Origin of the sequence: Amycolatopsis samaneae, assembly GCF_039541975.1 — a bacterium.
Lineage (GTDB): Bacteria > Actinomycetota > Actinomycetes > Mycobacteriales > Pseudonocardiaceae > Amycolatopsis > Amycolatopsis samaneae.
Genome location: NZ_BAABHG010000007.1, coordinates 442254 through 467043 on the forward strand (window position 1 = coordinate 442254; position 24790 = coordinate 467043).

Genomic DNA, 24790 nt, shown 5'->3' on the forward strand with positions numbered 1-24790 from the left:
GAACAGCGGGTGCACTGGCTTCGCACTCTAGTGGGAGGACGAGTCCGCCATAAGCTGTTCCAGTTTCTCCGAATGTGCTACGTCATCGGCGATCACGCAGTATTCGACCGCTCGCTCCAGCCGGCTGTGATCGCAGGTGATCACGACGCCCGATCCGGTGTCATGGTCGAACGCGATGTCGTGGGTACGCAGGCGTTCGAGGGCTTCGCCGAATGACGGTGCCGGCCAGTGGTTCCTGGTCGCGATGACCCGGCGTCCGGCATAGCCGGGGCCGAGCAGCCTGCTGCCGATCTCGTGGAGATGGGTGGAGCCGCCCAGCCGTCCGTTGAACTCGGTGAGCAGGGTGTTTCCTTCCGGCGTGACGATTCCGTCGATATTGATCAGACCGCGATAGCCCATGGCGCGCACGGGTTCGCAGAGTAACGTCACGGCTTCGAGGAACTCCGCGCGCTGCGCTGGTGTCGTCTCCTTGCCGGGGATGACGAAACCGTCGAACACCGGCGCCATGCGCATTTCCCCGCTGTTCAGGATGGCCGTGCCGGAATCGGTCACCTCCGCCTCCGCGTAGAGCGGTACGGAATCAGGGCTGTAGTGCTCGACGATCACTTTGTTCCGGCCGTTGTTCGTGTAGTGGTGCCAGTGCCGGTCGACGTGCTCCCGCAGTTCTTCCCAGCTGCCGACGGGGACCACCCTGGACGCGCCGATCGCCTGGATGTCGGGGCCGGTGCCGAGGATCTCGTTACCGAATCCCCCGACGTGGAAGTCCTGCTTGACGATCACACATCGGCCGGTGTCAAGGAAGGACCAGATCCGCGCGGTCGCTTCGTTCTTGTCGGTGACCACCGAGCCGTCCGCCAACGGGGCTCCGATGCCCGCGGCGATCGCGCGGAACACGCTCTTGCTGTTGAGCAGTGAGGCGCCGTTCTGATCGACGAACGAGAATCCCCGGGTCGACGCGCCGATGCCGAGTTCGCCGGCGAGTTCGGCGATGGTGCTGTCGAAGTAGAACGGAGTCACCTGGCCGGTGTTCGCCGCCTTGACGTGCTCCTTGAGCTGTTCCCGGAAGTCGGAACCCAGGAGACGGTCCGCCGACAGTACGTCGGTGCCGAACCGGCCGGGCGGCGGAACGACCACCTGGACGCTGTCCGGCGCGATGTTCAGCAGTTCGAACACGTAGCGGTGGAGCTCGGGGTTGAGTGGCTGCGGCACCACCACGATGTCGCCGGGGCGGGCGGCCCAGAGCAGGCGGCCCGCCGTGTTCCCGCCGACGCGGCGGATCCCTTCGGGGAGAGATTCGAGCTCGCCCACCATCTGTTCGGTGTACTGGTTTCCGATCAGTAGCGAAGGCACTAGACGGCAACCTTTCCCTGCTCTGCTTCGGTTCGTACGGTGTCCAAGGTGCGCGCCAGCCGGAGAAGAAGCTCGTCGATCTCGTTCTCCTTGATCGTCAGCGGTGGCGCGACGAGGACGGCCTGCGATCGCGTGCTGACGCCTGCGGGATAGACGATGAGCCCCAGTCGTTGCGCCGTCCGGCAGATCCTCCTGGCCAGCGGATCCCGCCGGAACTCCTCCTCGTGCTGGAGTACCGGGACGGCCAGCAGCAGCCCGCGCCCCCGAGGCCGTCCGAGGAAGGAAAACCGCTCGGCGAGCGTGGCGAGGCGATCCCGCAGCGTCGCGCCGGTCCTTGCCGCGCGTTCGGCCAGCCGATGCTCGCGCGTGTAGCGCAGCACGGCCAGCGCCGTCGCGGCGGACAGCGGGTTGCCGCTCATCGTGTGCCCGAAGGCGAGGTCGGCGGCCGACCGGCCGGGCAGCACCCGATCGCCGACCAGGCACGCGCCGATCGGGGTGTAGCCGCCACTCAGCCCCTTCCCCGTGATGACGATGTCGGGCGTGACTCCCGCGTGTTCATGGCCGAACCACGCGCCCGTGCGCCCGAAACCGGTCATGACCTCGTCCGCCACGAGAAGGGCACCGGAGGCGCGACAGAGTTCCTCGATCCGGCGGAAGACCTCGTCCGGCACCACCGCGGCCCCGCCGGCGGCCCCGCCGACCGGTTCGAGCACCACCGCGGCGATCCGGTGCGCGCCGACCGAGGCGAAGGCGGCTTCCCACTCGGCGATGCCCGGCAGCAGGTGTTCGGAACCGCCGGCCGCCACCGGGACGACGCTGGCACTGTGGTCGTGCAGGGCGCGGAGGTGTTCCCGGCGGCCGGGGTGGCCGGAGGTCGCCAGCGCACCGGCGGTCATGCCGTGATAGCTGGGAATCTGGCTGAGGATCGCCGTGCGCCCGGTATCCCCCTCGGCCTGGTGGTGATGCATGACGAGGCGCAGGGCGGCTTCGGTGGCTTCGGAACCGGAGTTCGTGTAAACCACTTCGCGATAGCGCTTTCCCGCTGTGCCGAGAATTTCCGCGGTGAGGTCCAGGACCGCCTGACTGGCGAACTGGGTCCGGTAGGTGAACACGATCCTCTTCGCCTGCCCGCTCATCGCCTCGAGCACCTCGGGAACGCCGTGGCCGATGTTCACCGCGATCGGACCGGAACTGCCGTCGAGGTATTCCTTGCCGTTCGTGTCGTAGATGTAGCAACCCTCAGCCCAGGCCGCGATCGGCAAGCTCGGTGACTGGTTCATGTCATGAATGTCCTCGTCTTCGAGACAGATGCTCGGCATGGTGCTCCTTCCCGGTGGCGATGGTGGGTCATGCCGTCCTGGCCGGACGGCCGACTTCCTCGAGCTTCGCCACGAAGGCGGCGACCCGCACCGCCGCCCGCCGGTGCTTTCCCTCGCAGACGACGGTTCCCGCGCTGTCGACGACCGAGAAGTCCACCTCGAACTTCGGGTGGTCGCCGCGCACCGAAATCCGGTACTCGACCTCCGCACCGAGCGGCGTCGGGGCGCGATGGTGCATCTCGACCTTGACGCCGACGGTCATTTCACCGGGAGCCAGGTGTGCTTGGAGCGCGTCCACGCAGGCCTGCTCCATGTTCCCGAGTATCGCCGGGGTGGACAGCACGTTCAGCCCGTCGTTGCCCCACCGGCTCGCGCAGTCCGCGGGCTCGACCACCTTGGTCACCGTGCTGGAGAAGTCAACGTCCGGCATTGCTGGCCTCCAGGTGTTCGGAGAGTGCGTGCTTGAAAATGTTCTTCTTCTGCATTTCGCTGGTGCCGCCCGCGATACGGATCGCCACCGCGTCGCGCAGGTGCCGTTCGATACCGAACTCCCTGTCATAGCCCCGATGTCCGAACAACTGGACGAGTTCGAGCGCGGAGTTCACCACACCCTCGGACGCGGTCAGCTTCGCGCACGACGCGAGTGCGCTGAAGCTTTCGTCGCCACGCTGTAGCGCGTCCACCGCCGAATAGGACAGAGCACGCGCGCTTTCGATCGTCATTTTGATCCCGACGATCTTGTCCTGGATCAACTCGTGTTCGGCGAGCGGGACGCCGAAGGAACTGCGGGTGGAGATGCGGTCCAGTGCCTTCGGGAGCAGTGATTCCAGCAGGGCGGCGACGACGATCCCGTACATGATCCGGTCGAACGCCAGGAAGGAGTACAGCGTGGTGAGACCCTCGCCGACAGGTCCGACGACGTCCCGGTCGGGGACCGTCGCACCGGCGAGTTCGATCGGCCCCGTCGGGCTGGTCCGCTGCCCGAGCAGATCCTCGCTGTCGCCGAGGGAAACGCCATCCTGCGCGGCGTCGAGGACGAACAGGGTGATGTCGCGTTTGCCGATGTCGGCGACCCTGGCGACGATCAGGACGAGATCGGCGATCGGCGCGTTCGTGATGTGGGCCTTCCGGCCGGTGAGCAGGAACCCGGACGGGGTGCGCACGGCCCTGGTGCCGATGGCCGCGACGTGTGAGCCACCGGTCGGCTCCGTCGCGGCGGTCGCGCCGACACCTCCTGACATGAGGCGGGGTAGCAGCCGTGCCCGCTGGTCATCGGTCCCGTGCGTCAGCAGTACCTGGACCAACCCGGCGTGCGCGATCGCGGACAGGACGAACCCGCAGTCCTGCGCGCCGAGTGTCAGGCCCTCGAAGCCCGCGATGAGGTCCCACAGCGTCCCGCCGTCACCGCCGAAACGGGCCGGCACGTTGGCGCGCCAGAATCCCGCCGCGGCCAGTTCCTTCCACGCGGTCTCGTTGAAGGTGCCCGCTCGGTCACGTTCGGCGCTCAGGGGAGCGACGACCTCGAGTCCGAACCGGCGGTAGCGTTCCTTCGCGGCGGCCTGTCGTTCGTTCCACAGCAGGTCCACACTGACTCCTAAACTCGGTTGTCGTACCGGTGTTCGTTCGATGGCGAGAGCCGGTGCTTCGCCGGGGCGCAGGCGGCCGACCAGCGCAGCATCGAACGTCCCCAGGACATGCCACCGCCGAAGGTCAGCAGCAGCACGGTGTCTCCCGGCGCCAGCCTGCCCGCCCGGTTCGCCCGGTCGAGGGCGATCGGGATGGAGGCGGCCGCGGTGTTGGCCAGCATCCGGCCGGTCAGCACCAGTTGCTCCGGGGTGAATCCCGCCTTGACAGCGCATTCTTCGACCAGGCGCACGTTCGCCTGATGGCAGATGAGATGGTCTATTTCGGGCACCGACAGCCCGCTTTCCGCGACGGCGTCGTCGACCATCTTCGGGAAGATGTCCTCGACGAGCTCGCGGACCAGGCGGCCGTGCATCTTGAAATAGTGGTTTCCGTTACTGATCTGTTCGGCAGAAATGGGTAGCCGTGAACCGCCCGCCGGCACCCGCACATAGTGCGCCAGATCGCCGTCCGAGTTGAGTTCGGTGCCGAGTACTCCTTCACCGGCGGCCACCTGACCGAGCAGGACGGCGCCCGCGCCGTCCCCGAAAATCGGGTAGGTTCGCCGGTCGGTGGGGTCGAGGATTTTGGAGTAGGTGTCGGCGCCGATGACCAGTACGTGTTTTCGGCGGCGATCCGAGCGGAGCATGGACCGGCCGATTTCGAGTGCGTACAGGAAACCGGAACAGACGGCGTTGACGTCGAACGCCGCCGCGCCGGGTGCGTTGATCCGCGACTGTACGCGGCAGGCGACCCCGGGAAGTGGCTCGTCGGGGGTGGAGGTGGCGACTATGACGCAGTCGACCTGGTCGGCCGTGACCCCGGCGTTGCCCAGCGCCGCGCGCGCCGCCTGGGTCGCCAGGTCCGAGGTGGCTTCGTCTTCGCGAGCGAAGCGTCTTTCGTCGACGCCGGTGCGTGCCGATATCCATTCCGCGTCGATATCGAGCGTGCGGGCTACGTCTTCGTTTCGGATGGTCTGCGCGGGAACATGCGATCCCGTTCCCAGTATTCCGATATGCGGCTCGTGCATTGGATTCGACCTTAAATAGAGGAAATCACGGTCGTGCTGGACGATGTTTCCCGGTCGGTGCGGCCGTGCGGTGCTCCGTCATATATCGGGCCGATGGCCCGTATTCGCGCTATGTGTGAAACGCTTTTTGCGCGGCTGTGCGCAGACGGCAGGCGCCGAGAAATTCCGCGATGGTCACCATGTCTCGCATGTCCCCCCGGTAATGTGCAAGATGCGACAATTCATTGGTACAGGTGCGCGGGTCGGCGTGTCAACCTGGTCCACCTCGGCCAGGTGGCTGTCACTCGGGTGGCGGATGCGGTCTGTTCGCTGTAATCCACGTAGGTGGAAAGCGGTTCCAGGCATTGGACATTTGCCGATGGGTCTTGACTTCTGCGGTTTGCCTGCTCTTTTACTGTTGTCCGTTTATCCGACGGCTCGGCGGCCTGGTGGGTGAGCTGGGGTTAGTGACAAGGGACCACGTTTCCGTCACCAGGCCCGGTGTGGCGGCGGACCCCCCCTTCCGTGTCCGTCCGGGTGCCGGTCCCTGGCGACCTGGCGGCGAGCGGGTGCGGTGCGCACGGTAACTGTCCACAGTGGAACTGTTGGGCCGGACGAGTGGCCGGTGGTGCGGTGCCGGGACATCCGTTCGATGGACGTTCACCGGGACCGCGCCGTGAGTACGGGGCCGCGCGGTCAGTGGCCACCCGCTCGCGTGCGGCGCGGCCCGAAAGGGGACGCCAGGGGAGGTGGTGAATTCATGAGGCCCCTCCCTTTCAAGGTATATCCGACAGGGGGACTTGCGGCAAGGCGGGGTGCGCGGTCCAGAATTCGGGGCCGAAACGGGACGGGGAAATGGGGATCGCATGCGTTTCTTGCTGGCGACGATCGGGTCGCGTGGCGACGTGCAGCCGGTGCTGGCACTGGCCGTCCGGCTGACGGGGCTGGGCCAGGACGTCCGGATGTGCGCGCCTCCGGACTTTCGCGGGCAGGTCGAGGGATACGGGATTTCCTTCGTGCCGCTGGGCCCGGAGTTACGGGCCACGGGCAAGGTCAGCCCGTCGGCGGCCCCGCCGACGCCGGAGCAGCGGCGCCGGATGGTCGCGGACTCGGTGGCCGACCAGTTCGCGGTGATCGGGGCGGCGGCCGAGGACCGTGACGTCCTGGTGCAGGGCGGATACCTGGTCACCGCCGCCCCGACGGTGGCCGAGCGGCGGGGGATCCGGTACGTCATGGCCGCCTACTGCCCGATCTTCCTGCCCTCCCCGCGGCACGCGCCCCCGGTGTTCCCCGGGCTGGGGCAGAAACCGGCGGACGGCACCGTCGACAACCGCGTGCTCTGGGACGAGGACACCCGGCGCTGGAACGACACCTGGGGAGACCTGCTCAACGCCCATCGGGACGGCCTCGCCCCGGTCACCGACGTCCGGGGTCATGTCTTCACCGAACGGCCGTGGCTCGCCGCCGATCCGGCACTCGCGCCGTGGCCGGAGCCGGGGGAAGGTGACGTGGTGCAGACCGGGGCCTGGATCCTGCCGGACGAGCGGCCGCTCCCGCCCGGGGTCGAAGAGTTCCTCGACGCCGGGGAACCGCCGGTCTACTTCGGCTTCGGCAGTGTCCGCGCGCCGGAGGACCTGGCCGCGACCATGGTCAAGGCCGCCCGCGCCCTCGGGCGTCGCGCGATCGTGCTGCGCGGGTGGGCCGGGCTGACCCCGCCGGACGACGGTCCCGACTGCCTGTCCGTCGGCGAAATCAACCAGCAGGCGCTGTTCGGCCGGGTCGCCGCCGTCGTGCACCACGGCGGCGCGGGCACCACGACCGCCGCCACACGGGCGGGAGCACCACAGGTCGTCATCCCCCAGCACGTCGACCAGCACTACTTCGCCCGGCGCGTCGGCGAGCTCGGGATCGGTGTCGCGCACGCGCCCGGCGCACCGAGTGCCGACTCGCTGGCCGAGGCGCTCGGTCGCGCTCTCGAACCGGCGGTGGCGGCGCGCGCCAGGGCCGTCGCCGCCGAGGTCCGTGACGACGGAGCCCTGATCGCCGCGCAGCGCCTGATCGACGGGAAATGAGTTACCGAACCATGACGGCAGTTGTCATGGTTAGGGCCGATCGTGGTCGGTACAGGGTTTTCCACGACGGACACGGGAGCATGGATGAACGAACTGTCGGGCAGGGTCGCGCTGGTCGCGGGCGGGACGCGCGGAGCGAGCCGGGCGATCGCGGTCGAACTCGGCCGCGCGGGCGCGACGGTGTACGTCACCGGCCGCACCACCAGGGCCGGGCGGTCCGAAGTGGACCGGCCGGAGTCCATTGAGGACACCGCGGACCTGGTGACGGCGGCCGGTGGGAAGGCGGTCGCGATCCGCGCCGATCACCTCGAAGCCGACCAGGTCGAGGCGCTGGCGAAGCGGATCGACGCCGAGGAGGGCAGGCTCGACATCCTCGTCAACGGACTCTGGGGCGGGGACCGCTATCTCGGCTGGGGCAAGCCGGTGTGGGAACACTCGCTCGAGGACGGGCTGCGGATGTTCCGGCTCGGCATCGACGCGCACGTCATCACCAGTCACTTCCTGCTGCCGCTGATGATCCGCCGACCGGGCGGGCTGGTGGTCGAGATGACCGACGGCACGGCCGAGTTCAACGCGCACTACCGCGAGGGGACGTCGCTGCCCTACTACGTCACGAAGGCCAACGCGCACCTCCTCGCCATCGCGCAGGCCGCCGAACTGGCCGCGCACGACTGCACCGCGGTCGCGTTCACCCCGGGCTGGCTGCGGTCCGAGGCGATGCTGGACCACTTCGGCGTCACCGAGGAGACCTGGCGGGACGCGCTGGAAAAGGTGCCGCACTTCGCCATCTCGGAGACGCCGGCGTTCTCCGGCCGCGCGGTGGCGGCGTTGGCCGCGGATCCGGACCGGAACCGCTGGACGGGACAGACGGTCTCCAGCGGGCAGCTCGCGAAGGTGTACGGCATCGACGACGTCGACGGCAGCCGTCCCGACGCGTGGCGCTACATCGTCGAGGTCGAGCACGCGGGCAAGGCCGCCGACACCACCGGCTATCGCTGATCCGGGAGGCCGGAGTTGCGGGCCGCGATCGCGGTGCCGATGTCCGCGAGCGCGGCCCGCAACTCCGGCGGCTGGAGCACCTCGACGCCGGGGCCGAGCGCGGTGAGCTGGCCGAGGGCGATTTCGCGGCTTTCCAGCGCGAGTTCGGCCTCGGCCCAGCCGTCCTCGCCGGGCTCGCCGAGCGAGACAACGGTCTCGGCGACGTGCTCGGCGCGGAACACCCGGCGCAGCCCGTGCACGGCGTCGCGGTTCAGCCGGACCCGGACCCGCACCGGCCGCGCGACCACCTCGAACTCCGCCGAGGACTCGCGCCACCACCCGGCGAGATCGAAGTTTTCCGGACGCTCGAAGCGTTCCCCGAGATCGATCACCGACGTCATCCGGGAGACGCGGTAGGTGCGCAGGGCGTCGTCGGCGGGGACACGGGCGACGAGGTACCAGGTGCCCGCCTTCAACACGAGCCCGAGCGGTTCCAGCACCCGCTCGGCGAGCTTGTCCCGGCGCCGGTAGCGCACGTCCAGGCGATGCTGAGCCCACACCGCGCGGGCGATCGCGGCGAGTTCGGCGGCGTCGTCCTCGGCGCGGAACCAGCTCGGCGCGTCCAGATGGAACCGGCCCGCGACGCGTTCGGCCTGTTCGCGAAGGTCCTCCGGCATGCCAGCGGCCAGCTTCGCGTGCGCGGCGGACACCGCGGTGCCCAGCCCGAGCCCGGCCAGCGCGTCCGGCACCCCGAGCGCGAACAGCGCGACCGCCTCCCGCGCGGTGAGCCCGTCGAGCCGGGCCTGCCAGCCGTCCACCAGCCGGAAGCCGCCGTGCCGGCCCGGCTCCGTCCACAGTGGAACCCCGGCGTCCCGCAGCGCGGCGAGGTCACGGTGCATGGTGCGCTCGGAGACGCCGAGCTCCGCAGCCAGCTCCGCCGCCGTCGCACTCCGCCGCCGCTGCAACGTGAACAGCAGCGCAACCAGCCTCTCCGCTTTCATACCTCCACCCAACCGTAAAAGTCCGTGGGGGCCTCCCCAAGGGACCTGGAGTCCCTCAAGGAGGCCCCCACGGACCGTCGCAGAACTATCGGTTGGCGCGGTTGACGGCGGAAACGACCGCGCGCAGCGAGGCCGTCACGATCGACGGGTCGACGCCCACACCCCAGAACACGCGGTCGTTGATCGCGCATTCGATGTACGACGCCGCCCGCGCGTCGTCGCCCGGCGAGAGCGTGTGCTCGCTGTAGTCCATCAGCCGCAGGTCGAAGCCCACAGTGGACAGTGCGTCGAAGAACGCCGCGATCGGCCCGTTCCCGGTGCCGGAGATCTCGTGCTCGTCGCCCTCGACGCGGACCTTCGCGACGATGTCGTACTCGCCGCCGCCGGTGTCGGTGACCCGCTGCGAGACCAGCTCCAGCGGCGTCCTCGGCTCCAGGTACTCGGCCGAGAACGCGTTCCACATGGTGGCCGGGTCGACCTCGCCGCCCTCGGTGTCGGTGTGCCGCTGGATGATCTTCGAGAACTCGATCTGCAGGCGGCGCGGCAGGTCCAGCTGGTGCTCGGACTTCATGATGTAGGCGACGCCGCCCTTGCCGGACTGCGAGTTCACCCGGATCACGGCCTCGTACGTGCGGCCGACGTCCTTCGGGTCGATCGGCAGGTACGGGACCTCCCAGGCGTACTCGTCGACCGGGACGCCCTCCTTGTTCGCGGCGTCCTTCAGCGCGTCCAGGCCCTTGTTGATGGCGTCCTGGTGCGAACCGGAGAACGCGGTGAACACCAGGTCGCCGCCCCACGGGCTGCGCTCGTGCACCGGCAGCTGGTTGCAGTACTCGACGGTCCGCTTGATCTCGTCCATGTCGGAGAAGTCGATCTGCGGATCGATGCCCTGGCTGTACAGGTTCATGCCCAGCGCGACGAGGTCGACGTTGCCGGTGCGCTCGCCGTTGCCGAACAGACAGCCCTCGATCCGGTCGGCCCCGGCCTGGTACCCCAGCTCGGCGGCGGCGATGCCGGTGCCGCGGTCGTTGTGCGGGTGCAGCGACAGGATCACGCTGTCGCGACGCTCCAGGTTCCGGCTCATCCACTCGATCGAGTCGGCGTAGACGTTCGGGGTGGCCATCTCGACGGTCGCCGGCAGGTTCAGGATCACCGGCTTCGCGGGCGTCGGCTTCCAGATCTCGGTGACCGCGTTGCACACCTCGGCCGCGTACGACAGCTCGGTGCCGGTGTAGGACTCCGGCGAGTACTGGAAGCGGAAGTCGGTGTCGGAGTACTTCCCCGCGTACTCGACGACCAGGTCGGCGGCCTGCGTCGCGATCTTCTTGATGCCCTCGCGCTCCTCGCGGAACACGACCCGGCGCTGCAGGATCGACGTCGAGTTGTAGATGTGCACGATCGCGCGCGGCGCGCCCTCCAACGCCTGGAAGGTGCGCTCGATCAGCTCGGGACGGCACTGGGTCAGCACCTGGATGTGCACGTCGTCCGGGATCGCGCCCTCTTCGATGATCTCGCGGACGAAGTCGAAGTCGGTCTGCGAAGCCGCCGGGAAGCCGACCTCGATCTCCTTGTAGCCCATGCGGACGAGCAGGTCGAAGAACTTGCGCTTGCGCGCGGGCGACATCGGGTCGATCAGGGCCTGGTTGCCGTCACGCAGGTCGACGGCACACCACAGCGGCGCGCGCTCGATGCGCTTGGCGGGCCAGGTGCGGTCGGGCAGGTCGATGTCCTCGACCAGGCGGTGCCACGGACGGTAGCGGTGCACGGGCATCGACGTCCCGCGCTGGGTGTTCCAGACGGGCTGGTCGGCGGGAGCGGGCCGCGAGGGCTTGCGTACGCGACTGGAAGCGATACGAGGATCTGGCGTGCTCATGAGGGGTGGTTCTCCTGAAGGGTCGGTCCGGTCGACCGGCGGCACTACGAAGCCCCGCGACAGGGAGCCGGTCCGTCAGGCCCCGTCGCGGCAGCGAAGCAGGAGAGCACGCGCCACGGGCTCACCATAACCCACGAGCCGCGTCGCCGGGGAGAGCCGGTCGCAACGCAACCGTTACGCCGGGTCGGCCATCCGTGTTACCAGCGGGTAGCGAATGGGGTAGTGACGTGCCAGACTGCCGTGCATGGGTGAACACGCTGAGTCGGCCGACGAGAGCCAGGCGAAGCAGCGGGCCGAGATCGACTGGCGCAGGGCCCGCGAGCGGACCGCGTCGATCGTCGCGAGCGTCGTGCGCTGGCTCGGCCTGATCTTCGCCGCGCTGCTGGCGCTGCACGTGATCTTCGTGATCGGCGAGGCCAACCCGATGAACGGCATCGTCTCGTTCACCCGCGGCTGGGCGGACAGCCTGTCGCTCGGGTTCAAGGACCTCTTCGAGCCGAGTGACGCGAAGCTGCGCGTGCTGGTGAACTACGGCATCGCCGCGGTGTTCTGGCTCGTCGTCTCGGCGATTCTGGCCAAGATCATCCGCCGCGTCGGCGGCGCCTCCTGATTTTCCGGCGTGGTCACCGGGCGGGGTGCCCGGCGACCACGCCGCAGGTCATCGCGCGGTGAGCCGCTGTCCCGGCTTCGGCAGCAGGCAGCCGCGTTTGCCGAGGTCGAGCCGGTTGCCATGGCCGGCACACGTGGTCAGCCAGTACGTCTGCGTCGCGTAGCCGATGCCCTTGTGGACGGTGATGACGCCGTCGCGGTCCATCTCGCACGGGTTGTTCTCCGTGCACTGGCCGCCCTCGCGGTTGCTGGTGTTGTTGATGCCGACGATCTCGCCGCTCGCCGCGTCGACGACCGGTGAACCCGAGGTCCCGGGGCCGGTTTCGCACGCGGAGGTGTAGCGCAGGACGTCCTTCGTCACGTAGCCCGTTTCCAGCACGCGGTAGGCGAACCGGTCGAGGCCGCAGGCGAAGATCTTCTTCCAGCTCCCGGAAACGACCCGGATGTCCGTGCCCGGCGCCGGCCGCTGGGCCGACACCGTGCGCGGGCGGACGTGGTACTGCCGTTCGAGCTGCGCGTAGGTCTCGTTCAGCTGGTAGAGCGAGACGTCCGTGCCCGTCATGGTCACGTACGCGGCCTTCGCCGTGCGCAGGGTGGCGACCGCGGTGCCCGCGCCGTCGAGCAGGGCGAACGTGCGGTGGGACGGTTTGTCCACGAGGACCTCGTCCGGGACGGGCCAGGTGCCCTCGTAGCAGTGCCCGTTCGTCAGGACGAACGCCCGGTCGCCGTCACGGGAGCCCGGCATCCGGACGAGGGCGCCCGAACAGCCGCCGATGTCGACGGTGCCCGCGAGGTCCACCGTCGCGGCCTCCGCGGACGGGGTCATGAGGGTCAGGCCGAGGATCGCGGCACCGAGTGCCGCGCCGATGCGCCGGAACATGGGCGTCTCCGTTCGGGGGTTCACTGCGCGCCGGGGCAGGTGCCCCCGGAAACGCGGCCGGTGCGGAAGAAGTCGATCGCCTTCGCCGCGCACGGCGTCCGGCTCAACGAGGCGTGCTGGCCGTCCTGGATCGTGAGCAGGGTGCCGCCGACGGCGTCCCGCGTGGCCACGGCCCAGGCGTAGGGCGTGGTGTCCTCGGCGGTGTGCCCGGACAGCTGGAGCGGGCTGTTTCCCTTGACCGGCGCCCACGGCCGCGCGGCGAACGGCCAGCCCGCGCAGTAGATCCCGAACTGCAGGTGACCGCCGGTCGCGGGATAGGCGCGGGTACGGGCCAGCTTGTCCGCCCACATCGCCTCGAAGTCCCGGCCACCGGTCCCGTCGTTGCACATGATCGCGTTGTACTGCAAGGAGTTCAGCCCGCCGTGCGGATTCTCGAACCCGAACGTCCGCGCGTTCTCCGTGGTGGGGCGTGCCGAGCGCGGGACACCGCCCTCGAGCACGGTGGCGAGGTCCCTCGCCGAGGAGATCCAGCTGCGCGGGCCGCCGTCCAGCCGAGCGGTCACCCAGTCGCGGTCGAGCACCGTCTGGTCGTCGATCACCCTCGGCTCGCGGCCGAGCTTGTCACGCAGGGCGAAGATCGTCTTCCGGACCGCTTCGTCGGACGTGCCGAAGTGGTATTCGAAGTCGTGCTTCGCCAGCCACGGGACGAACTCGCCGAAGTTCTGCTCGCCGAGCCGGTCGAGCGTCGCGTTCATCGCGGGGCCGTCCATGACCGGCGGCATCACCGAGTCCAGCCACATCCGGTCCACCCGGCCGTCGAACAGCGACCGGTAGTTCGCGCCGATCGCGGTGCCGAAGGACACCCCGAAGAAGCTGATCTTCGATTCACCGAGCGCGGCCCGGATGGCGTCCACGTCGCGCGCGATGTTCGTGGTGGTGAGCTGCCGGGTGAAGTCCGGGTCGACCGCCGCGCACCGCTTGTTGTCCTCGGCCTGGCGGTCGAAGAACGCCTTCGCCTTTTCCTTGGGTGTCGCGGTGGGTGGCAGCGCCGGGGTGGAGGTCTCCCGGCAGTCGATCTTGTCGCTGTAGCTCGTGCCGCGAGGATCGAACCCGATCAGGTCGTGGTCGGCGGCAAGGGTTCCGAGTCCGCCGTTCGTGATCCCGATCGGGAAGTCGAGGTTGCCCGCGAGACCGGGTCCGCCCGGGTTGGCCACCAGCACGCCGCGGCGTTTGGCGGGATCGGCGGCCTTGATCCGGCTGACCGCGATCTTGATCTTGCGTCCCTGAGGGTTCGCGTAGTCCAGCGGGACCGTGAGCATCGCGCACTCGGTGCGTTTGTCGTCCTGTCCGCCGGGCCAGTCCTTGGCCACCGCCGAACAGAGACTCCAGGAAAGCGTTTCCGAAACCGGCGCCGCTGGGGCCGGCGTACTCGCCAGCCCCGCCGCCATCGTCGCCGAGGCGACGATCACCCCGGCCCTGAGCGTCTTCGTCGTCATGAAGGTCACGCTGGCAGTGCCGTGTCGTCACGCCGTGCGCGCACTGTGACAGCTTCGTGACAACGAGACGCAACTGCCGGGTGGTTCAGCTTTCGGCGAGTTCGTCGTACACCCGATCACAGATGTACATCCGCCCGTAGTTGCGCCCCGTCAGCTCGCGGAGAAAACCGGCTTCTCGCAACCTCGAAACCGCGCTGTTGGCCGTGGGGTAGGAAACGCCGAGATCCGCCTGCACCTTGGGAACGGTCATGATCGGGTAGCCGATCAGCGTGGCCGCCAGATCGAGGACGGCGCCGCGGGCGCCGGTCTTCTTCATGGTTTCGACGACCTCGTTCGAGAAACCGATGAGCCTGTCGATGGTGTCGGCCGCCGCCTTGGCCCGTGCCTTGACCGCTTCGGCGAAGAACCTGACCCACGGGTCGAAGTCGCCTGTTTTGCTGACCGCCAGTAGATGGTCGATGTAGTCCTCACGACGTGGCTCGAGCCAGGGTGACAGGTTGAGCACCGGGTGCCGGATGATCTCCTCCTGGATCAGCTGCAGGGTGATCACGAGCCTGCCGATCCGGCCGTTGCCGTCGCTGAAGGGATGCAGGGTCTCGAACTGGTAGTGGCCGAGCGCGACCTTGACCAGAACCGGCATCTCCTGGTCGTGGTTGATCCACTTCTCCCAGTCGCTGACGCCATCCCGCAGCGCGTCGCCGTGGGGCGGTGGCACGAAACGGGACTGTTCGATACCCCGGCCGCGGTCACCGATGCAGACGAGACGTTCCCTGAGCCGTCCCGCGTCGTAGGAGTCGCCTCGGGTTCCTTTGACGAGGACCGACTGCAGTTCCGAGATGACGTTGAGGCAGAGGGGTTTCCGCTCGATCAGGTGCAGGCCGTGGAGCGCGGCCCGCACGTAGTTCTGGACTTCCCGGACCTCGGCGGTGGTCTCCCTGTCGTCGCCGTACTGGGCTTCGAGGACGTCGGCGTAGGGAGCGTAGGTGCCTTCCAGCGCCGAGGTGCTCACTGCTTCGCGGGTGAGTGAAGGGCGTACGAGCAGTTGGGGATTCGGCAGTCGTTCGATCCGGACGTCCAGCGCCCCGAGCGCGCGGTCGGCCTCGCTGATGATCTTGTATGAGCCGGGCGTCAGCTCCACGGTCGCCGGGAGCGCCCGGGGCAGGAAGGCGTGATGGTGGTAGGGCCGGTCGAGCCGGGCGTCGTGGCCGGTGACTGGGACCAGGGTGCCCACGGGCGATTCGGCGAAGTCTTCTACCTGCACTTTTAAAGTTTAGCAGGCAAAGCTTTCATGTTCGCTGCAGGTTCTCAAGCATCCTTGCATTCTCGGCGAGCGATTTAAAGAATCAGCCCAGTTTCCTTAAATCACAAGGGTGTAATTCAAAGCTGAACCGGCTTGCCCCAGGTGCCGGCGTAGGCGAACTCCGACAGCGGGACGCGCCGCCGCGGTGCCAGCTCGCGCTGGACGCCGCGTTCGTCGCCGAGCACCGACGCGTCGGCGGGCGAGCCGACGGCGATGGCGACCTTCGGGATCACCTCGGCGGGCAGCGCGAAGGACTCGCGGACGGCGTCCGCGGAGAACCCGGCCATCTGGTGCGCGATGAGCCCCGAGGACACCGCCTGGAGCACGAGGTTCTGGCTCGCCAGGCCGAGGCCGTACTCGGCGTAGGGCACCTCGCCCTTCTCGTTCGTGGTGACCATGACGCCGACCAGCAGCAGGCCCGCCCGGTGGGCCCAGGCCTGGTTGCCGGAGTTGAGCGCGGCCAGGATCCGCTCGTAGGTCTCGTCGCCACGCAGGCCGACGAGGTAGCGGGCGGGCTGGGTGTTGCCGAACGACGGTGCCCAGCGGGCCGCTTCGAGCAACGCGGTGACCTGCTCGGCGGACACGGTGGCCGACTCGTCGTACGCGCGGGGACTCCAGCGTTCGGCGATGACCGGTTCGATGGGGAGGCTTGTCTCGGCGGGCTTGCGCATCCGCCGACCGTAGCAAGGAGTGCTCTCCGTCACTCGAACGGAAGGGCTCCGCGTATTTCCTTGGTGTTAAGGAATATTTACTTCGGAATGGGCTCCGCCGAGTGGCCGGGGCCACTTACGAGGGTGGCGAGCCGGGCCGACCCCGGTAGGCTTTTGCCCAAAGTAAGGGACTCGGGGGCTTATCGGTGCCCACCGGTGGAGCCGCCCGGCCCGTGTAGGAGGTTCGGGCGTGGCCCTCGTGGTCCAGAAGTACGGCGGTTCGTCGCTGGAGAGTGCCGACCGGATCAAGCGCGTAGCGGAACGGATTGTCGCCACGAAGAAGGCGGGCAACGACGTGGTCGTGGTCTGCTCGGCGATGGGTGACACCACCGACGAGCTGCTCGATCTGGCCCAGCAGGTCAATCCGGCCCCGCCGGAGCGGGAGATGGACATGCTGCTCACCGCGGGTGAGCGCATTTCGAACTCGCTGGTCGCCATGGCCATCTCGGCCCAGGGCGCGGAGGCGTGGTCGTTCACCGGTTCACAGGCCGGGGTCGTGACGACGTCGGTGCACGGCAACGCGCGCATCATCGACGTCACCCCGAGCCGGGTCACCGAAGCTCTCGAACAGGGGTACGTCGCGCTGGTCGCCGGTTTCCAGGGTGTCGCGCAGGACACCAAGGACATCACCACCCTCGGCCGCGGCGGATCGGACACCACCGCCGTCGCGCTCGCCGCGGCGCTGAACGCCGACGTCTGCGAGATCTATTCCGATGTGGACGGTGTGTATTCCGCGGACCCGCGGATCGTGCCGGACGCGCGCAAGCTGGAAACCATTCCGTACGAGGAAATGCTCGAACTCGCGGCGAGCGGATCGAAGATCCTGCACCTGCGTTCGGTCGAGTACGCGCGCCGCTACGGCGTCCCCATCCGAGTCCGTTCTTCCTACAGCGACAAGCCGGGCACCACGGTGACCGGCTCTATCGAGGAGATCCCCGTGGAACAAGCGTTGATCACCGGTGTGGCGCACGACCGGTCGGAGGCCAAGATCACGGTCACCGGCGTGCCGGACCACGCGGGTGCCGCCGCCCGGATCTTCCGGGTCGTCGCGGCCGCCGAGATCGACATCGACATGGTGCTGCAGAACGTGTCCAGCACCGTGTCGGGGCGCACCGACATCACGTTCACCCTCTCCAAGGCCAACGGCGCCAAGGCGGTCCAGGAACTGGAGAAGGTCAAGGACGAGATCGGCTTCGAGTCGGTCCTCTACGACGACCACGTCGGCAAGGTGTCGCTGGTCGGCGCCGGGATGCGCTCGCACCCCGGTGTCACGGCGACGTTCTGCGAGGCGCTGGCCGAATCGGGCGTGAACATCGAGATCATCAACACCTCGGAGATCCGGATCTCGGTGCTGATCCGGGACGCGCAGCTGGACGAAGCGGTGCGCGCGATCCACGAGGCGTTCGAACTCGGCGGCGACGAGGAAGCCGTCGTCTACGCGGGGAGTGGTCGCTGATGGCGGGTCTTCGGGTGGGTGTGGTCGGCGCGACCGGCCAGGTCGGCGCGGTGATGCGGCGGTTGCTGGCGGAGCGGGACTTCCCGATCGCCGAGCTCCGCTACTTCGCCTCCGCGCGTTCGGCGGGCTCCAAGCTGCCGTGGCGGGACGGCGAGATCCTCGTCGAGGACGCGGCGACCGCCGATCCGTCCGGTTTGGACATCGCGCTGTTCTCGGCGGGCGGTTCGACGTCGCGGGCGCAGGCGCCGCGCTTCGCCGAGGCGGGTGCCACGGTGATCGACAACTCCTCCGCGTGGCGCATGGATCCCGACGTGCCGTTGATCGTCAGCGAGGTCAACCCGCAGGCGGTCGGGGAAGCGCGCAAGGGGATCATCGCGAACCCCAACTGCACCACGATGGCCGCGATGCCGGTGCTCAAGCCGCTGCACGACGAAGCGGGCCTCGTGCGGTTGGTCACCAGCACGTACCAGGCGGTGTCCGGCAGCGGCCTCGCCGGTGTCGACGAGCTGGCCGGTCAGGTCACCGCGGTCGCGGCGCGCGCGGCCGAGCTGACCCACGACGGCGCGGCGGTGGACTTCCCCGCCCCCGCCAAGTACGTGCGGCCCATCGCGTTCAACGTGCTGCCGATGGCCGGGTCCATTGTGGACGACGGCTCGTTCGAGACCGACGAGGAACAGAAGCTGCGCAACGAAAGCCGCAAGATCCTGAGCATCCCCGAACTGCGGGTGTCCGGGACCTGTGTGCGCGTTCCGGTGTTCTCCGGACATTCGCTCTCGATCAACGCCGAGTTCGCGCGGCCGCTTTCCGCCGAGCGTGCGACGGAACTGCTTTCGGGCGCTCCCGGCGTCGTGCTGACCGACGTGCCGACGCCGCTGCAGGCGGCAGGCCAGGACCCGAGCTTCGTCGGCCGGATCCGGGTCGACCCCGGCGTCGACGGCGGGCGGGGGCTGGCGCTGTTCGTCAGCAACGACAACCTGCGCAAGGGCGCCGCGCTCAACGCGGTCCAGATCGCCGAACTGATCGCCGCCCAGCACTGATCCCGACGGCCTCTGAAGGCCACCTTGAGGGACTTTAGTTCCCTCAAGGTGGCCTTCAGAGGCTTCAGCGGCGGGCGTGACGACAGGCCCGGTACCGCGTGGTCAGGAACTTCCGCTTCGGCACGGCGTAGTAGGACCAGACGTCGCCGTCGGCGTGTGTCCCGAGCTTCCGGAACTGTCCGACCGCTTCACCGTGCCGTCCGGCTTCGACGAGCGCGAGCGCGGCGTACGCGCGGTCTTCGCGGACGGCTGGGTGCCGCGCGCCCGCCTCGTCGAGCCACGGCAGCAACCGGTCCAGCGCGGCGTCGACCTGCTTCGTCTTCCACGCGGGCGCGTCGCCGATCTCCGCCTCGTGCGCGGCCTGCAACGCCAGGACGGCCAGTGAAGGCGACTTCGCGGCGCTCTCCTCGGCGAAGGCGAACATCCGCTCGTGCGAACCACGCCACTTCGCGCACCAGTACTGCAACGCCTGGATGTGCCCGGCCCGGTGCAGCGGCGCCCGTGTCACCAGCTCGTTCCACAGTGGACGGAACTGCTCGTGCTCGTACTGCCGCCCGCGCGCGAGGGTGATCATGGTGCCCCACGGCGTCGGGTCCTCCGGCGCCAGCTCGGTCGCCGCGCGGGTGGCGGCTTCGGCCTGTTCGAGCACGCGGAAGAACCCGGTGAACTGCTCGCGGCTGGTCTGGTCGGCGGTGTAGCCGCCGCGGATCTGCCAGGCCAGCCCGACCAGGCCCTCGGCGTGCACGACGGCGGCGTCCGGGTCACCCGGCCGCGCGGCCTGCCACGCCTTGAGCCACGTGTCGTCGTGCGCGGCGGCGTCGCCCAGTGACGAGACGACGGCGGCACGGCGGTCCCAGTCGGTGCCGATCTCGGCGAGCAGCTCCGCGGCGGGGGCCCAGTCGCCGGCGCGCGCGGCCGTGTCCGCCTCGGCCAGCGCGAGGTCGACGAAGAACCGGTCCGTGGTGATCTCGCCGTCCGCCGGTAGCCCCCATCTGGTGACGTCGACGGGGCGCTCCTTCTTGTCCGGCGGGATGAACTCGGCCAGCTCCTCCGGGGTGAGGACGTCCATCAGGTCCTCGACGCTGACGCCGCGGCGCTTGGCCTCCTTCATCAGCGCGAACACGGCCTTGCGTTCCTTCGGCTTGAACAGCAGGGAAAGCATCGGGCTCCGATCAGGCGGGGGTGGGGACGAGTGGTTGGTAGGCAAGGGAAATCTCGGCCTTGCCGAGCAGCGTGCGCAGTGGGGCCGTGTCGCCGTCGAACGCGGCGTCCATGGCTGGTTCCAGTTCGGTGTCGAAGGGCGGTGTCAGCGTGAGCTTCGCGGAATCGGACCAGGACAGTGTCCACCTGGCGTGCCCGGCGTCGGCCAGCGCGTTCTGGAGCACCGTGGTCAGCCGAGGACGCGCCGAGGTGGCGGCGAACTCCCGTCGCGCACGCGGCCCGGCGCCGTCGGCGGCGCGGGAATCCGGGTCGGCGAGCACGGTGAACCGGCCGGCGTCGACGGCGTCGAGCAGGGTGTTCAGCGTCGCCGGACGACCGAGTGCCCGTTCGGCTTCGGCGAAGATCCCGGCGGAGATCGTGGCGAGCCTGTGGCGGCAGCCGTGGTCGATCAGCGTCGGCCAGTCGACCCGCTGCTTGCGCTTGGCCTCCTCGACGAGATCGGCCTGCATCGCGGCGTCCAGCACGGCCTCGGTGTCCCGCAGGATTTCGCGCGCGGGCCGCTCGTCACCCGGCGTCGCGGGCACCGGCGGCATCCCGTCCAGCGCCGCGATCCTGGCAGCCATGGACGGATGCGTGTCGTAGGGCGACTCCTCCTCGTCCGGGTTGGCGCGGATCCTGTCCAGCTCGGCCTGGCGGGTGCTGTCGGCGAGCAGCAACCCGAAGCCCTCCGCGAACCGGCGCGGCAGGAAACCCGCCTGCCAGCCGATCGTCGCGTAGTTGTTGACGAAGAACCGCCACGCCGTGTCCAGCGCGCCGATCTGCCGCAGCGCGCCCGCCGCCGTCGCCGGACCCGCGATCCGGCCGGACGCGGCGTCCGCGGCGAGTTCCTGGCGCCGGGTGACCGCACGGGAGACCTTGAAGTACAGCTTCGCGTAGGCGACGAACAACCGGCGCACCAGCCGCTGGAACCAGTCGCTCGGGTCCAGCCGGGCCAGCGTCCCGCGCATGGTGCGTTCGCCGCGGTAGGTGAGGCCGGCCAGCCGGGTGTCCTGGTTGCTGTAGTGGGCGAGCTCGTGTGCCAGCACCGCGCGCAGCTCGCCGGTGTTCAGCCCGGCCAGCAGCGGGGCGCCGACGTAGAGGTGACGCCGTACCGCGCGCAGCCCGAGCAGCCGGGTCTCCTCGGCCACCGCGGCGTTGACCGCGGGCACCAGCCGGATGTCGTCCGGCGGCCGGGTGCCGACCTCGGCGGCGAGACCGCGGACGAGCGCCCACAGTTCCGGCTGCGTTTCCGGCGTCACCAGTACGCCGCTTTCCTCGTTCGCCCGGTGCCGTTCCAGCTCGAACAGGCCGCGGATCAGCGCGTAGCCCGCCGGGACGGTGAAAATGGCGAGTTTCACCGCGCCGAACGGCGAATGGCCGATCGCGTAGATCTCCAGCACGACCAGCCCCGCGACGAGCGCGAGGATGAGCACCGGAAAACCCGCGAGCAGGCAGACGGCGAGCAACGCTCGCGACGAAAACCTCATGACCTGCTGAAACCCTCCCCCTGACCGTGCCATGTCCGGCACGGAGACCGACTTCCGCCGCACTCGCGGCGTCAGCTCATCTCATTTCGGCCGCGAAACGTTACAACGCCGCCGATGTCCTCAATGGACTGTCCATTGGGGAATGCCGGTAATCCGTTTGCCGTGCCGGGAAGGCACGTGGATGCTGAGGACACTGACGTATCAGGAAAGGAACGAACATGTTCACCGCGGTCGAAGGCGCACGGGTGCCGATCCGGATGTGGGCGGATCCCGCCTCCGTCGAGGATCAGGCGATGCGCCAGCTGCACAACGTCGCCAACCTGCCGTGGGTGCACGGCGTCGCGGTCATGCCCGACGTGCACTACGGCAAAGGCGCCACCGTGGGCAGCGTGATCGCGATGCGCGACGCGGTGTCCCCGGCGGCGGTCGGCGTCGACATCGGCTGCGGCATGAGCGCGGTGCGTACCTCGCTCACCGCCGCCGACCTGCCCGACGACCTGGGCAGGCTGCGCCGCCGCATCGAATCGGCCGTGCCGGTCGGGTTCGGCCTGCACCGGACGCCGGTCAACACCGCGAAGGTGCACGGTGTCGGTGGCTGGGACACGTTCTGGAAGGCGTTCGGCGATCTGCATCCCGGGGTCCAGGAACTGCGCAAGCGGGCGCATCTGCAGGTCGGCAGCCTCGGCGGTGGTAACCACTTCATCGAGGTCTGTCTCGAGCAGGGCGGCGACGACGAGGGCCGGGTCTGGCTGATGCTGCATTCGGGTTCGCGGCACATCGGCAAGGAACTGGCCGAGCGGCACATGGCCGTCGCGCGCAAGCTCCCGCACAACGCCGACCTGCCGGACCGGGACCTCGCCGTGTTCGTCGCGGGCACCCCGGAGATGGCCGCCTACCGGCGCGACCTGTTCTGGGCGCAGGACTACGCCGCGCGCAACCGGGCGACCATGGTCGCGCTGGTGAAGCTGGCGCTCGCCGAGGAGGTACCGGGCACGACCTTCGACGACGCGATTTCCTGCCACCACAACTACGTCGCCGAGGAGACCTACGACGGTGTCGACCTCCTGGTGACCCGCAAGGGCGCGATCCGCGCGGGTGCGGGCGACCTCGGGATCATCCCGGGCAGCATGGGCACCGGCTCGTACGTCGTGCGCGGGCTCGGCAACACGTCCTCCTTCGAGTCCGCGTCGCACGGCGCGGGCCGCCGGATGTCGCGCAACAAGGCGAAGAAGACGTTCACCGCCGCCGACCTCGCCGCCCAGACGAGCGGGGTCGAATGCCGCAAGGACTCCGGTGTGGTGGACGAGATCCCGGCCGCCTACAAGGACATCGACTCGGTGATCAAGGCGCAGACCGACCTCGTCGAGGTGGTCGCACACCTCAAGCAGGTCGTCTGCGTCAAGGGCTGAAAGCACGCTACGAAGGTCCGTGAATGCCACATTGAGGGACTCAGAGTCCCTCAATGTGGCATTCACGGACAGCGAGAGCCGCCCTGGCAGACCGGACGAAACGCCGCCGACCCGAGTACCCTGGCGCCATGAAGAGGTGGGGGATCGTCGTGGCGTTCGCCGCGGCCGCGGTGCTGCTGGCCGGGTGCGACCAGGTGAACCAGGCGGCCGATCAGGTGAGTTCCGCGGCCGATTCGGCGGGCAGGACCGTGGACAAGGTCAAGGCGTGCGGCGAGGCGCTCGGGCTCGCCGACCTCAACCCGGACCCGGAGAAGCTGAAGGAACGCGCGCTGTACAAGGAGCGCCGCCTGCGCGAGCTGGCCGGAAACGTGCAGCAGCAGGACGTCAAGAACGCGCTGACCGGGATGGCCGACTCCTACCTCCAGGTGCAGAAGGAACACATCGAGGACGCCGGGGTCGTCGCCGCGTGGGCGAAGCGCAACCTCGAACGGCTGGACGCGCTCCGCAAGGTCTGCGCCTGAGCCCTTAGGCCGACGCGGACGCCGACGACGCCATCGCCGGGACGTGGCCGGTGGTGCGTTTCCGGTGCCACAGCAGGCCGATCGCCGCGATGAGCAGGGCGCCGACGCCCGAGGCGACGAAACCCCACGCGGGGCTGGTGTGGTCGATCGCGAAGCCGACGACCGGGCTGCCGATCGCGAGCCCGAGCCGGGTCGAGGCGTCCTGCAGGCCCATCGCCTCCCCGCGCACCCTGGCCGGCGCCAGCCGCCCGACGGTCTCCGTGGTGGCCGCGAGCGTCGGCGCGCACAGGACGTTGGTCGGGATGAGCACGAGCGCGAGCAGCCACCACGGCTGGTCGGCGAGCCCGACCGGGATGACCAGCACCGCCAGCAGGAACATCAGGGCCGCCTGGGGCAGCGACCGCTTCACCGCGCCGTGGATCACGCCGCCGACCAGCGAGGCCACGCACATGACCACGATCACCAGGCCGGTCCACGACGTCTCGCCGGTGGCCCGCAGCGCGGCCAGGGTGGCGACCTCGGTGCCGACGAGGCAGAACAACGCGCCCGCGGCGACGAACAGGGTGCCGATCAGCTGGCCGGACAGCCAGTCGCGCAACGGCGGACGCGGGCCCGCGAGCACGGTGGGCTGCTCGTCCTCGCTGCGGATCGGCGGGTTCGTGATCCAGAGCAGGAGCGCGGTCGCGCCGAAGAGGACGCCGATCCCGCTGAGTGTCAGCGTCGCGGGCAACTTGGTGATCGCCGCGATGCCCGCCGCCGGGCCGATCATGAACGACGCCTCGACCAGGATCGTGTCCAGCGAGTACGCCGAACGCCGGTGCGGTGTCGGCACCAGCGCGGTGAGCACCTGACGCGCGAGCGAGCCCGCGGGCACCGCGAGCAGGCCGGCCGGGAACGCGACCACCACCAGCGTGGTGAACGACAGGTGTGGCACGGCGATCCAGAACGCCGTCGAGCTGATCCCGCACACCGTGACGATCGGGCGCAGCCCGAACCGGTCGATGAGCCTGCCGATCAGCGGCGCGCCGAGCGCGGAACCCAGCGTCGTCGCGGCGCCGACGAGCCCGGCGGCACCGTAGCCGCGGCCGAGCACGCTCACCACGTACATCGTCAGCGTGACGCCCATCATCGTCATCGGCAGCCGCGCGAAGAACATCAACACCATCGAGGACGGGACCCGGGGGATGGCCAGAACCTGGCGATAGGGCTTCAGCGGCACATACTCGATGAGAACCCAAGATGGTACGACCGTGCAAATTCTTTACTCGGCTGTGGCGGAAGTCATCACCGTCGACACGCCCGGTGGTCGCGACACGCCCCTATTCACCTGCGAGTTCACCCGACCTGACGGCTTTTCTTGACTCGTTCCAGTTAACTCGGCAAGCTGGCGGCGTCATGTCGCACCAGGTAAGCGCCGCACGGCGGCGCGTGCGCTGGTGCGGCGGGTCGTCTTCTGGCGA

21 protein-coding genes are annotated in these 24790 nt (G+C 69.1%); 7 read left to right on the plus strand and 14 right to left on the minus strand.

Translation table 11 applies throughout. From position 1 onward, the window contains the following. Window positions 1-27: 27 nt before the first annotated feature. The 5 genes from ABD987_RS21170 to ABD987_RS21190 are packed head-to-tail and all read right to left on the minus strand — an operon-like array spanning window position 28 to window position 5322. Window positions 28-1350: a preATP grasp domain-containing protein gene (locus ABD987_RS21170; RefSeq protein ID WP_345396033.1), complete on the minus strand. Its 1323-nt coding sequence runs from the start codon at window positions 1348-1350 to the stop codon at window positions 28-30. Then, on the minus strand, window positions 1350-2669 hold the full coding sequence (locus ABD987_RS21175) for an aminotransferase class III-fold pyridoxal phosphate-dependent enzyme (protein ID WP_345396036.1): 1320 nt from the start codon (window positions 2667-2669) through the stop codon (window positions 1350-1352). Before ABD987_RS21175 ends, ABD987_RS21170 begins: the two co-directional genes overlap by 1 nt. Before the next feature lie 28 nt (window positions 2670-2697). Further along, a complete protein-coding gene (locus ABD987_RS21180; RefSeq protein WP_345396039.1) occupies window positions 2698-3099 on the minus strand; it encodes a thioesterase family protein in 402 nt (133 codons plus the stop codon). Next, entirely contained in the window at window positions 3086-4255 is a 1170-nt protein-coding gene (locus ABD987_RS21185; protein ID WP_345396042.1) for an acyl-CoA dehydrogenase family protein, read from the minus strand. Before ABD987_RS21185 ends, ABD987_RS21180 begins: the two co-directional genes overlap by 14 nt. Window positions 4256-4263: 8 nt before the next feature. Next, window positions 4264-5322: a 3-oxoacyl-ACP synthase III family protein gene (locus ABD987_RS21190; RefSeq protein WP_345396045.1), complete on the minus strand. Its 1059-nt coding sequence runs from the start codon at window positions 5320-5322 to the stop codon at window positions 4264-4266. A gap of 845 nt (window positions 5323-6167) precedes the next feature. On the opposite strand from ABD987_RS21190, the gene ABD987_RS21195 reads away from it, so the two are divergent. After that, window positions 6168-7373: a glycosyltransferase gene (locus ABD987_RS21195; RefSeq protein ID WP_345396048.1), complete on the plus strand. Its 1206-nt coding sequence runs from the start codon at window positions 6168-6170 to the stop codon at window positions 7371-7373. 84 nt (window positions 7374-7457) lie between these two features. Next, window positions 7458-8372: an SDR family oxidoreductase gene (locus ABD987_RS21200; RefSeq protein WP_345396051.1), complete on the plus strand. Its 915-nt coding sequence runs from the start codon at window positions 7458-7460 to the stop codon at window positions 8370-8372. Here the strand turns inward: ABD987_RS21200 and ABD987_RS21205 are convergent. Both ABD987_RS21205 and leuA read right to left on the minus strand, forming a co-directional pair. Next, window positions 8363-9352 (minus strand): helix-turn-helix transcriptional regulator, encoded by a 990-nt coding sequence (locus tag ABD987_RS21205; RefSeq protein ID WP_345396054.1) that lies wholly within the window; start codon window positions 9350-9352, stop codon window positions 8363-8365. The genes ABD987_RS21200 and ABD987_RS21205 overlap by 10 nt on opposite strands. An 85-nt stretch (window positions 9353-9437) precedes the next feature. Continuing rightward, complete coding sequence (gene leuA, locus ABD987_RS21210) at window positions 9438-11225, minus strand: 2-isopropylmalate synthase (RefSeq protein WP_345396057.1); 1788 nt, start codon at window positions 11223-11225, stop codon at window positions 9438-9440. 244 nt (window positions 11226-11469) lie between these two features. On the opposite strand from leuA, the gene ABD987_RS21215 reads away from it, so the two are divergent. Continuing rightward, window positions 11470-11835, plus strand: coding sequence for a hypothetical protein (locus ABD987_RS21215; RefSeq protein WP_345396060.1), 366 nt, complete (start codon window positions 11470-11472; stop codon window positions 11833-11835). Window positions 11836-11883: 48 nt separating this feature from the next. Here the strand turns inward: ABD987_RS21215 and ABD987_RS21220 are convergent, their stop codons facing one another. From ABD987_RS21220 to ABD987_RS21235, 4 genes are all read right to left on the minus strand, one after another. Further along, entirely contained in the window at window positions 11884-12714 is an 831-nt protein-coding gene (locus ABD987_RS21220) for a trypsin-like peptidase domain-containing protein (protein WP_345396063.1), read from the minus strand. Between the two features lie 20 nt (window positions 12715-12734). Continuing rightward, the gene (locus ABD987_RS21225; RefSeq protein WP_345396066.1) at window positions 12735-14210 is read right to left on the minus strand and encodes an alpha/beta fold hydrolase; all 1476 of its coding nucleotides are present in this window, start codon (window positions 14208-14210) and stop codon (window positions 12735-12737) included. 85 nt (window positions 14211-14295) lie between these two features. After that, window positions 14296-15471, minus strand: coding sequence for a Fic family protein (locus tag ABD987_RS21230; protein WP_345396069.1), 1176 nt, complete (start codon window positions 15469-15471; stop codon window positions 14296-14298). Window positions 15472-15587: 116 nt separating this feature from the next. Further along, entirely contained in the window at window positions 15588-16181 is a 594-nt protein-coding gene (locus ABD987_RS21235; RefSeq protein WP_345396072.1) for a nitroreductase family protein, read from the minus strand. A 229-nt stretch (window positions 16182-16410) separates the two neighbouring features. On the opposite strand from ABD987_RS21235, the gene ABD987_RS21240 reads away from it, so the two are divergent. Together ABD987_RS21240 and ABD987_RS21245 are read left to right on the plus strand one after the other, a co-directional pair. After that, window positions 16411-17676 carry an aspartate kinase gene (locus ABD987_RS21240; RefSeq protein WP_345396075.1) on the plus strand — a complete coding sequence of 422 codons (1266 nt, stop codon included), beginning with the start codon at window positions 16411-16413 and terminating at the stop codon, window positions 17674-17676. Beyond that, a complete protein-coding gene (locus tag ABD987_RS21245; protein WP_378214172.1) occupies window positions 17676-18713 on the plus strand; it encodes an aspartate-semialdehyde dehydrogenase in 1038 nt (345 codons plus the stop codon). Before ABD987_RS21240 ends, ABD987_RS21245 begins: the two co-directional genes overlap by 1 nt. A gap of 64 nt (window positions 18714-18777) precedes the next feature. Here ABD987_RS21245 and ABD987_RS21250 read toward each other — a convergent pair whose 3' ends face one another. Together ABD987_RS21250 and ABD987_RS21255 are read right to left on the minus strand one after the other, a co-directional pair. Continuing rightward, window positions 18778-19875 (minus strand): DUF4034 domain-containing protein, encoded by a 1098-nt coding sequence (locus tag ABD987_RS21250; protein ID WP_345396078.1) that lies wholly within the window; start codon window positions 19873-19875, stop codon window positions 18778-18780. Between the two features lie 10 nt (window positions 19876-19885). After that, window positions 19886-21400 (minus strand): M48 family metallopeptidase, encoded by a 1515-nt coding sequence (locus tag ABD987_RS21255; protein WP_345396081.1) that lies wholly within the window; start codon window positions 21398-21400, stop codon window positions 19886-19888. Between the two features lie 218 nt (window positions 21401-21618). Here ABD987_RS21255 and ABD987_RS21260 point away from each other — a divergent pair, with 218 nt between their 5' ends. Both ABD987_RS21260 and ABD987_RS21265 read left to right on the plus strand, forming a co-directional pair. Next, a complete protein-coding gene (locus ABD987_RS21260; RefSeq protein ID WP_345396084.1) occupies window positions 21619-22809 on the plus strand; it encodes an RtcB family protein in 1191 nt (396 codons plus the stop codon). A gap of 128 nt (window positions 22810-22937) precedes the next feature. Further along, a complete protein-coding gene (locus ABD987_RS21265) occupies window positions 22938-23330 on the plus strand; it encodes a hypothetical protein (RefSeq protein ID WP_345396087.1) in 393 nt (130 codons plus the stop codon). Between the two features lie 4 nt (window positions 23331-23334). On the opposite strand, the gene ABD987_RS21270 is transcribed toward ABD987_RS21265, so the two are convergent. Continuing rightward, entirely contained in the window at window positions 23335-24495 is a 1161-nt protein-coding gene (locus tag ABD987_RS21270) for an MFS transporter (RefSeq protein WP_345396241.1), read from the minus strand. Window positions 24496-24790: the final 295 nt, after the last annotated feature.

Coding starts and splice junctions, on each gene's coding strand:
- ABD987_RS21175 (WP_345396036.1), bottom strand. CDS start 2,669: ATGCCGAGCATCTGTCTCGAAGACGAGGACATTCATGACATGAACCAG.
- ABD987_RS21180 (WP_345396039.1), bottom strand. CDS start 3,099: ATGCCGGACGTTGACTTCTCCAGCACGGTGACCAAGGTGGTCGAGCCC.
- ABD987_RS21190 (WP_345396045.1), bottom strand. CDS start 5,322: ATGCACGAGCCGCATATCGGAATACTGGGAACGGGATCGCATGTTCCC.
- ABD987_RS21195 (WP_345396048.1), top strand. CDS start 6,168: ATGCGTTTCTTGCTGGCGACGATCGGGTCGCGTGGCGACGTGCAGCCG.
- ABD987_RS21200 (WP_345396051.1), top strand. CDS start 7,458: ATGAACGAACTGTCGGGCAGGGTCGCGCTGGTCGCGGGCGGGACGCGC.
- ABD987_RS21205 (WP_345396054.1), bottom strand. CDS start 9,352: ATGAAAGCGGAGAGGCTGGTTGCGCTGCTGTTCACGTTGCAGCGGCGG.
- leuA (WP_345396057.1), bottom strand. CDS start 11,225: ATGAGCACGCCAGATCCTCGTATCGCTTCCAGTCGCGTACGCAAGCCC.
- ABD987_RS21215 (WP_345396060.1), top strand. CDS start 11,470: ATGGGTGAACACGCTGAGTCGGCCGACGAGAGCCAGGCGAAGCAGCGG.
- ABD987_RS21220 (WP_345396063.1), bottom strand. CDS start 12,714: ATGTTCCGGCGCATCGGCGCGGCACTCGGTGCCGCGATCCTCGGCCTG.
- ABD987_RS21225 (WP_345396066.1), bottom strand. CDS start 14,210: ATGACGACGAAGACGCTCAGGGCCGGGGTGATCGTCGCCTCGGCGACG.
- ABD987_RS21235 (WP_345396072.1), bottom strand. CDS start 16,181: ATGCGCAAGCCCGCCGAGACAAGCCTCCCCATCGAACCGGTCATCGCC.
- ABD987_RS21245 (WP_378214172.1), top strand. CDS start 17,676: ATGGCGGGTCTTCGGGTGGGTGTGGTCGGCGCGACCGGCCAGGTCGGC.
- ABD987_RS21250 (WP_345396078.1), bottom strand. CDS start 19,875: ATGCTTTCCCTGCTGTTCAAGCCGAAGGAACGCAAGGCCGTGTTCGCG.
- ABD987_RS21255 (WP_345396081.1), bottom strand. CDS start 21,400: ATGAGGTTTTCGTCGCGAGCGTTGCTCGCCGTCTGCCTGCTCGCGGGT.
- ABD987_RS21260 (WP_345396084.1), top strand. CDS start 21,619: ATGTTCACCGCGGTCGAAGGCGCACGGGTGCCGATCCGGATGTGGGCG.
- ABD987_RS21265 (WP_345396087.1), top strand. CDS start 22,938: ATGAAGAGGTGGGGGATCGTCGTGGCGTTCGCCGCGGCCGCGGTGCTG.
- ABD987_RS21270 (WP_345396241.1), bottom strand. CDS start 24,495: ATGGTGTTGATGTTCTTCGCGCGGCTGCCGATGACGATGATGGGCGTC.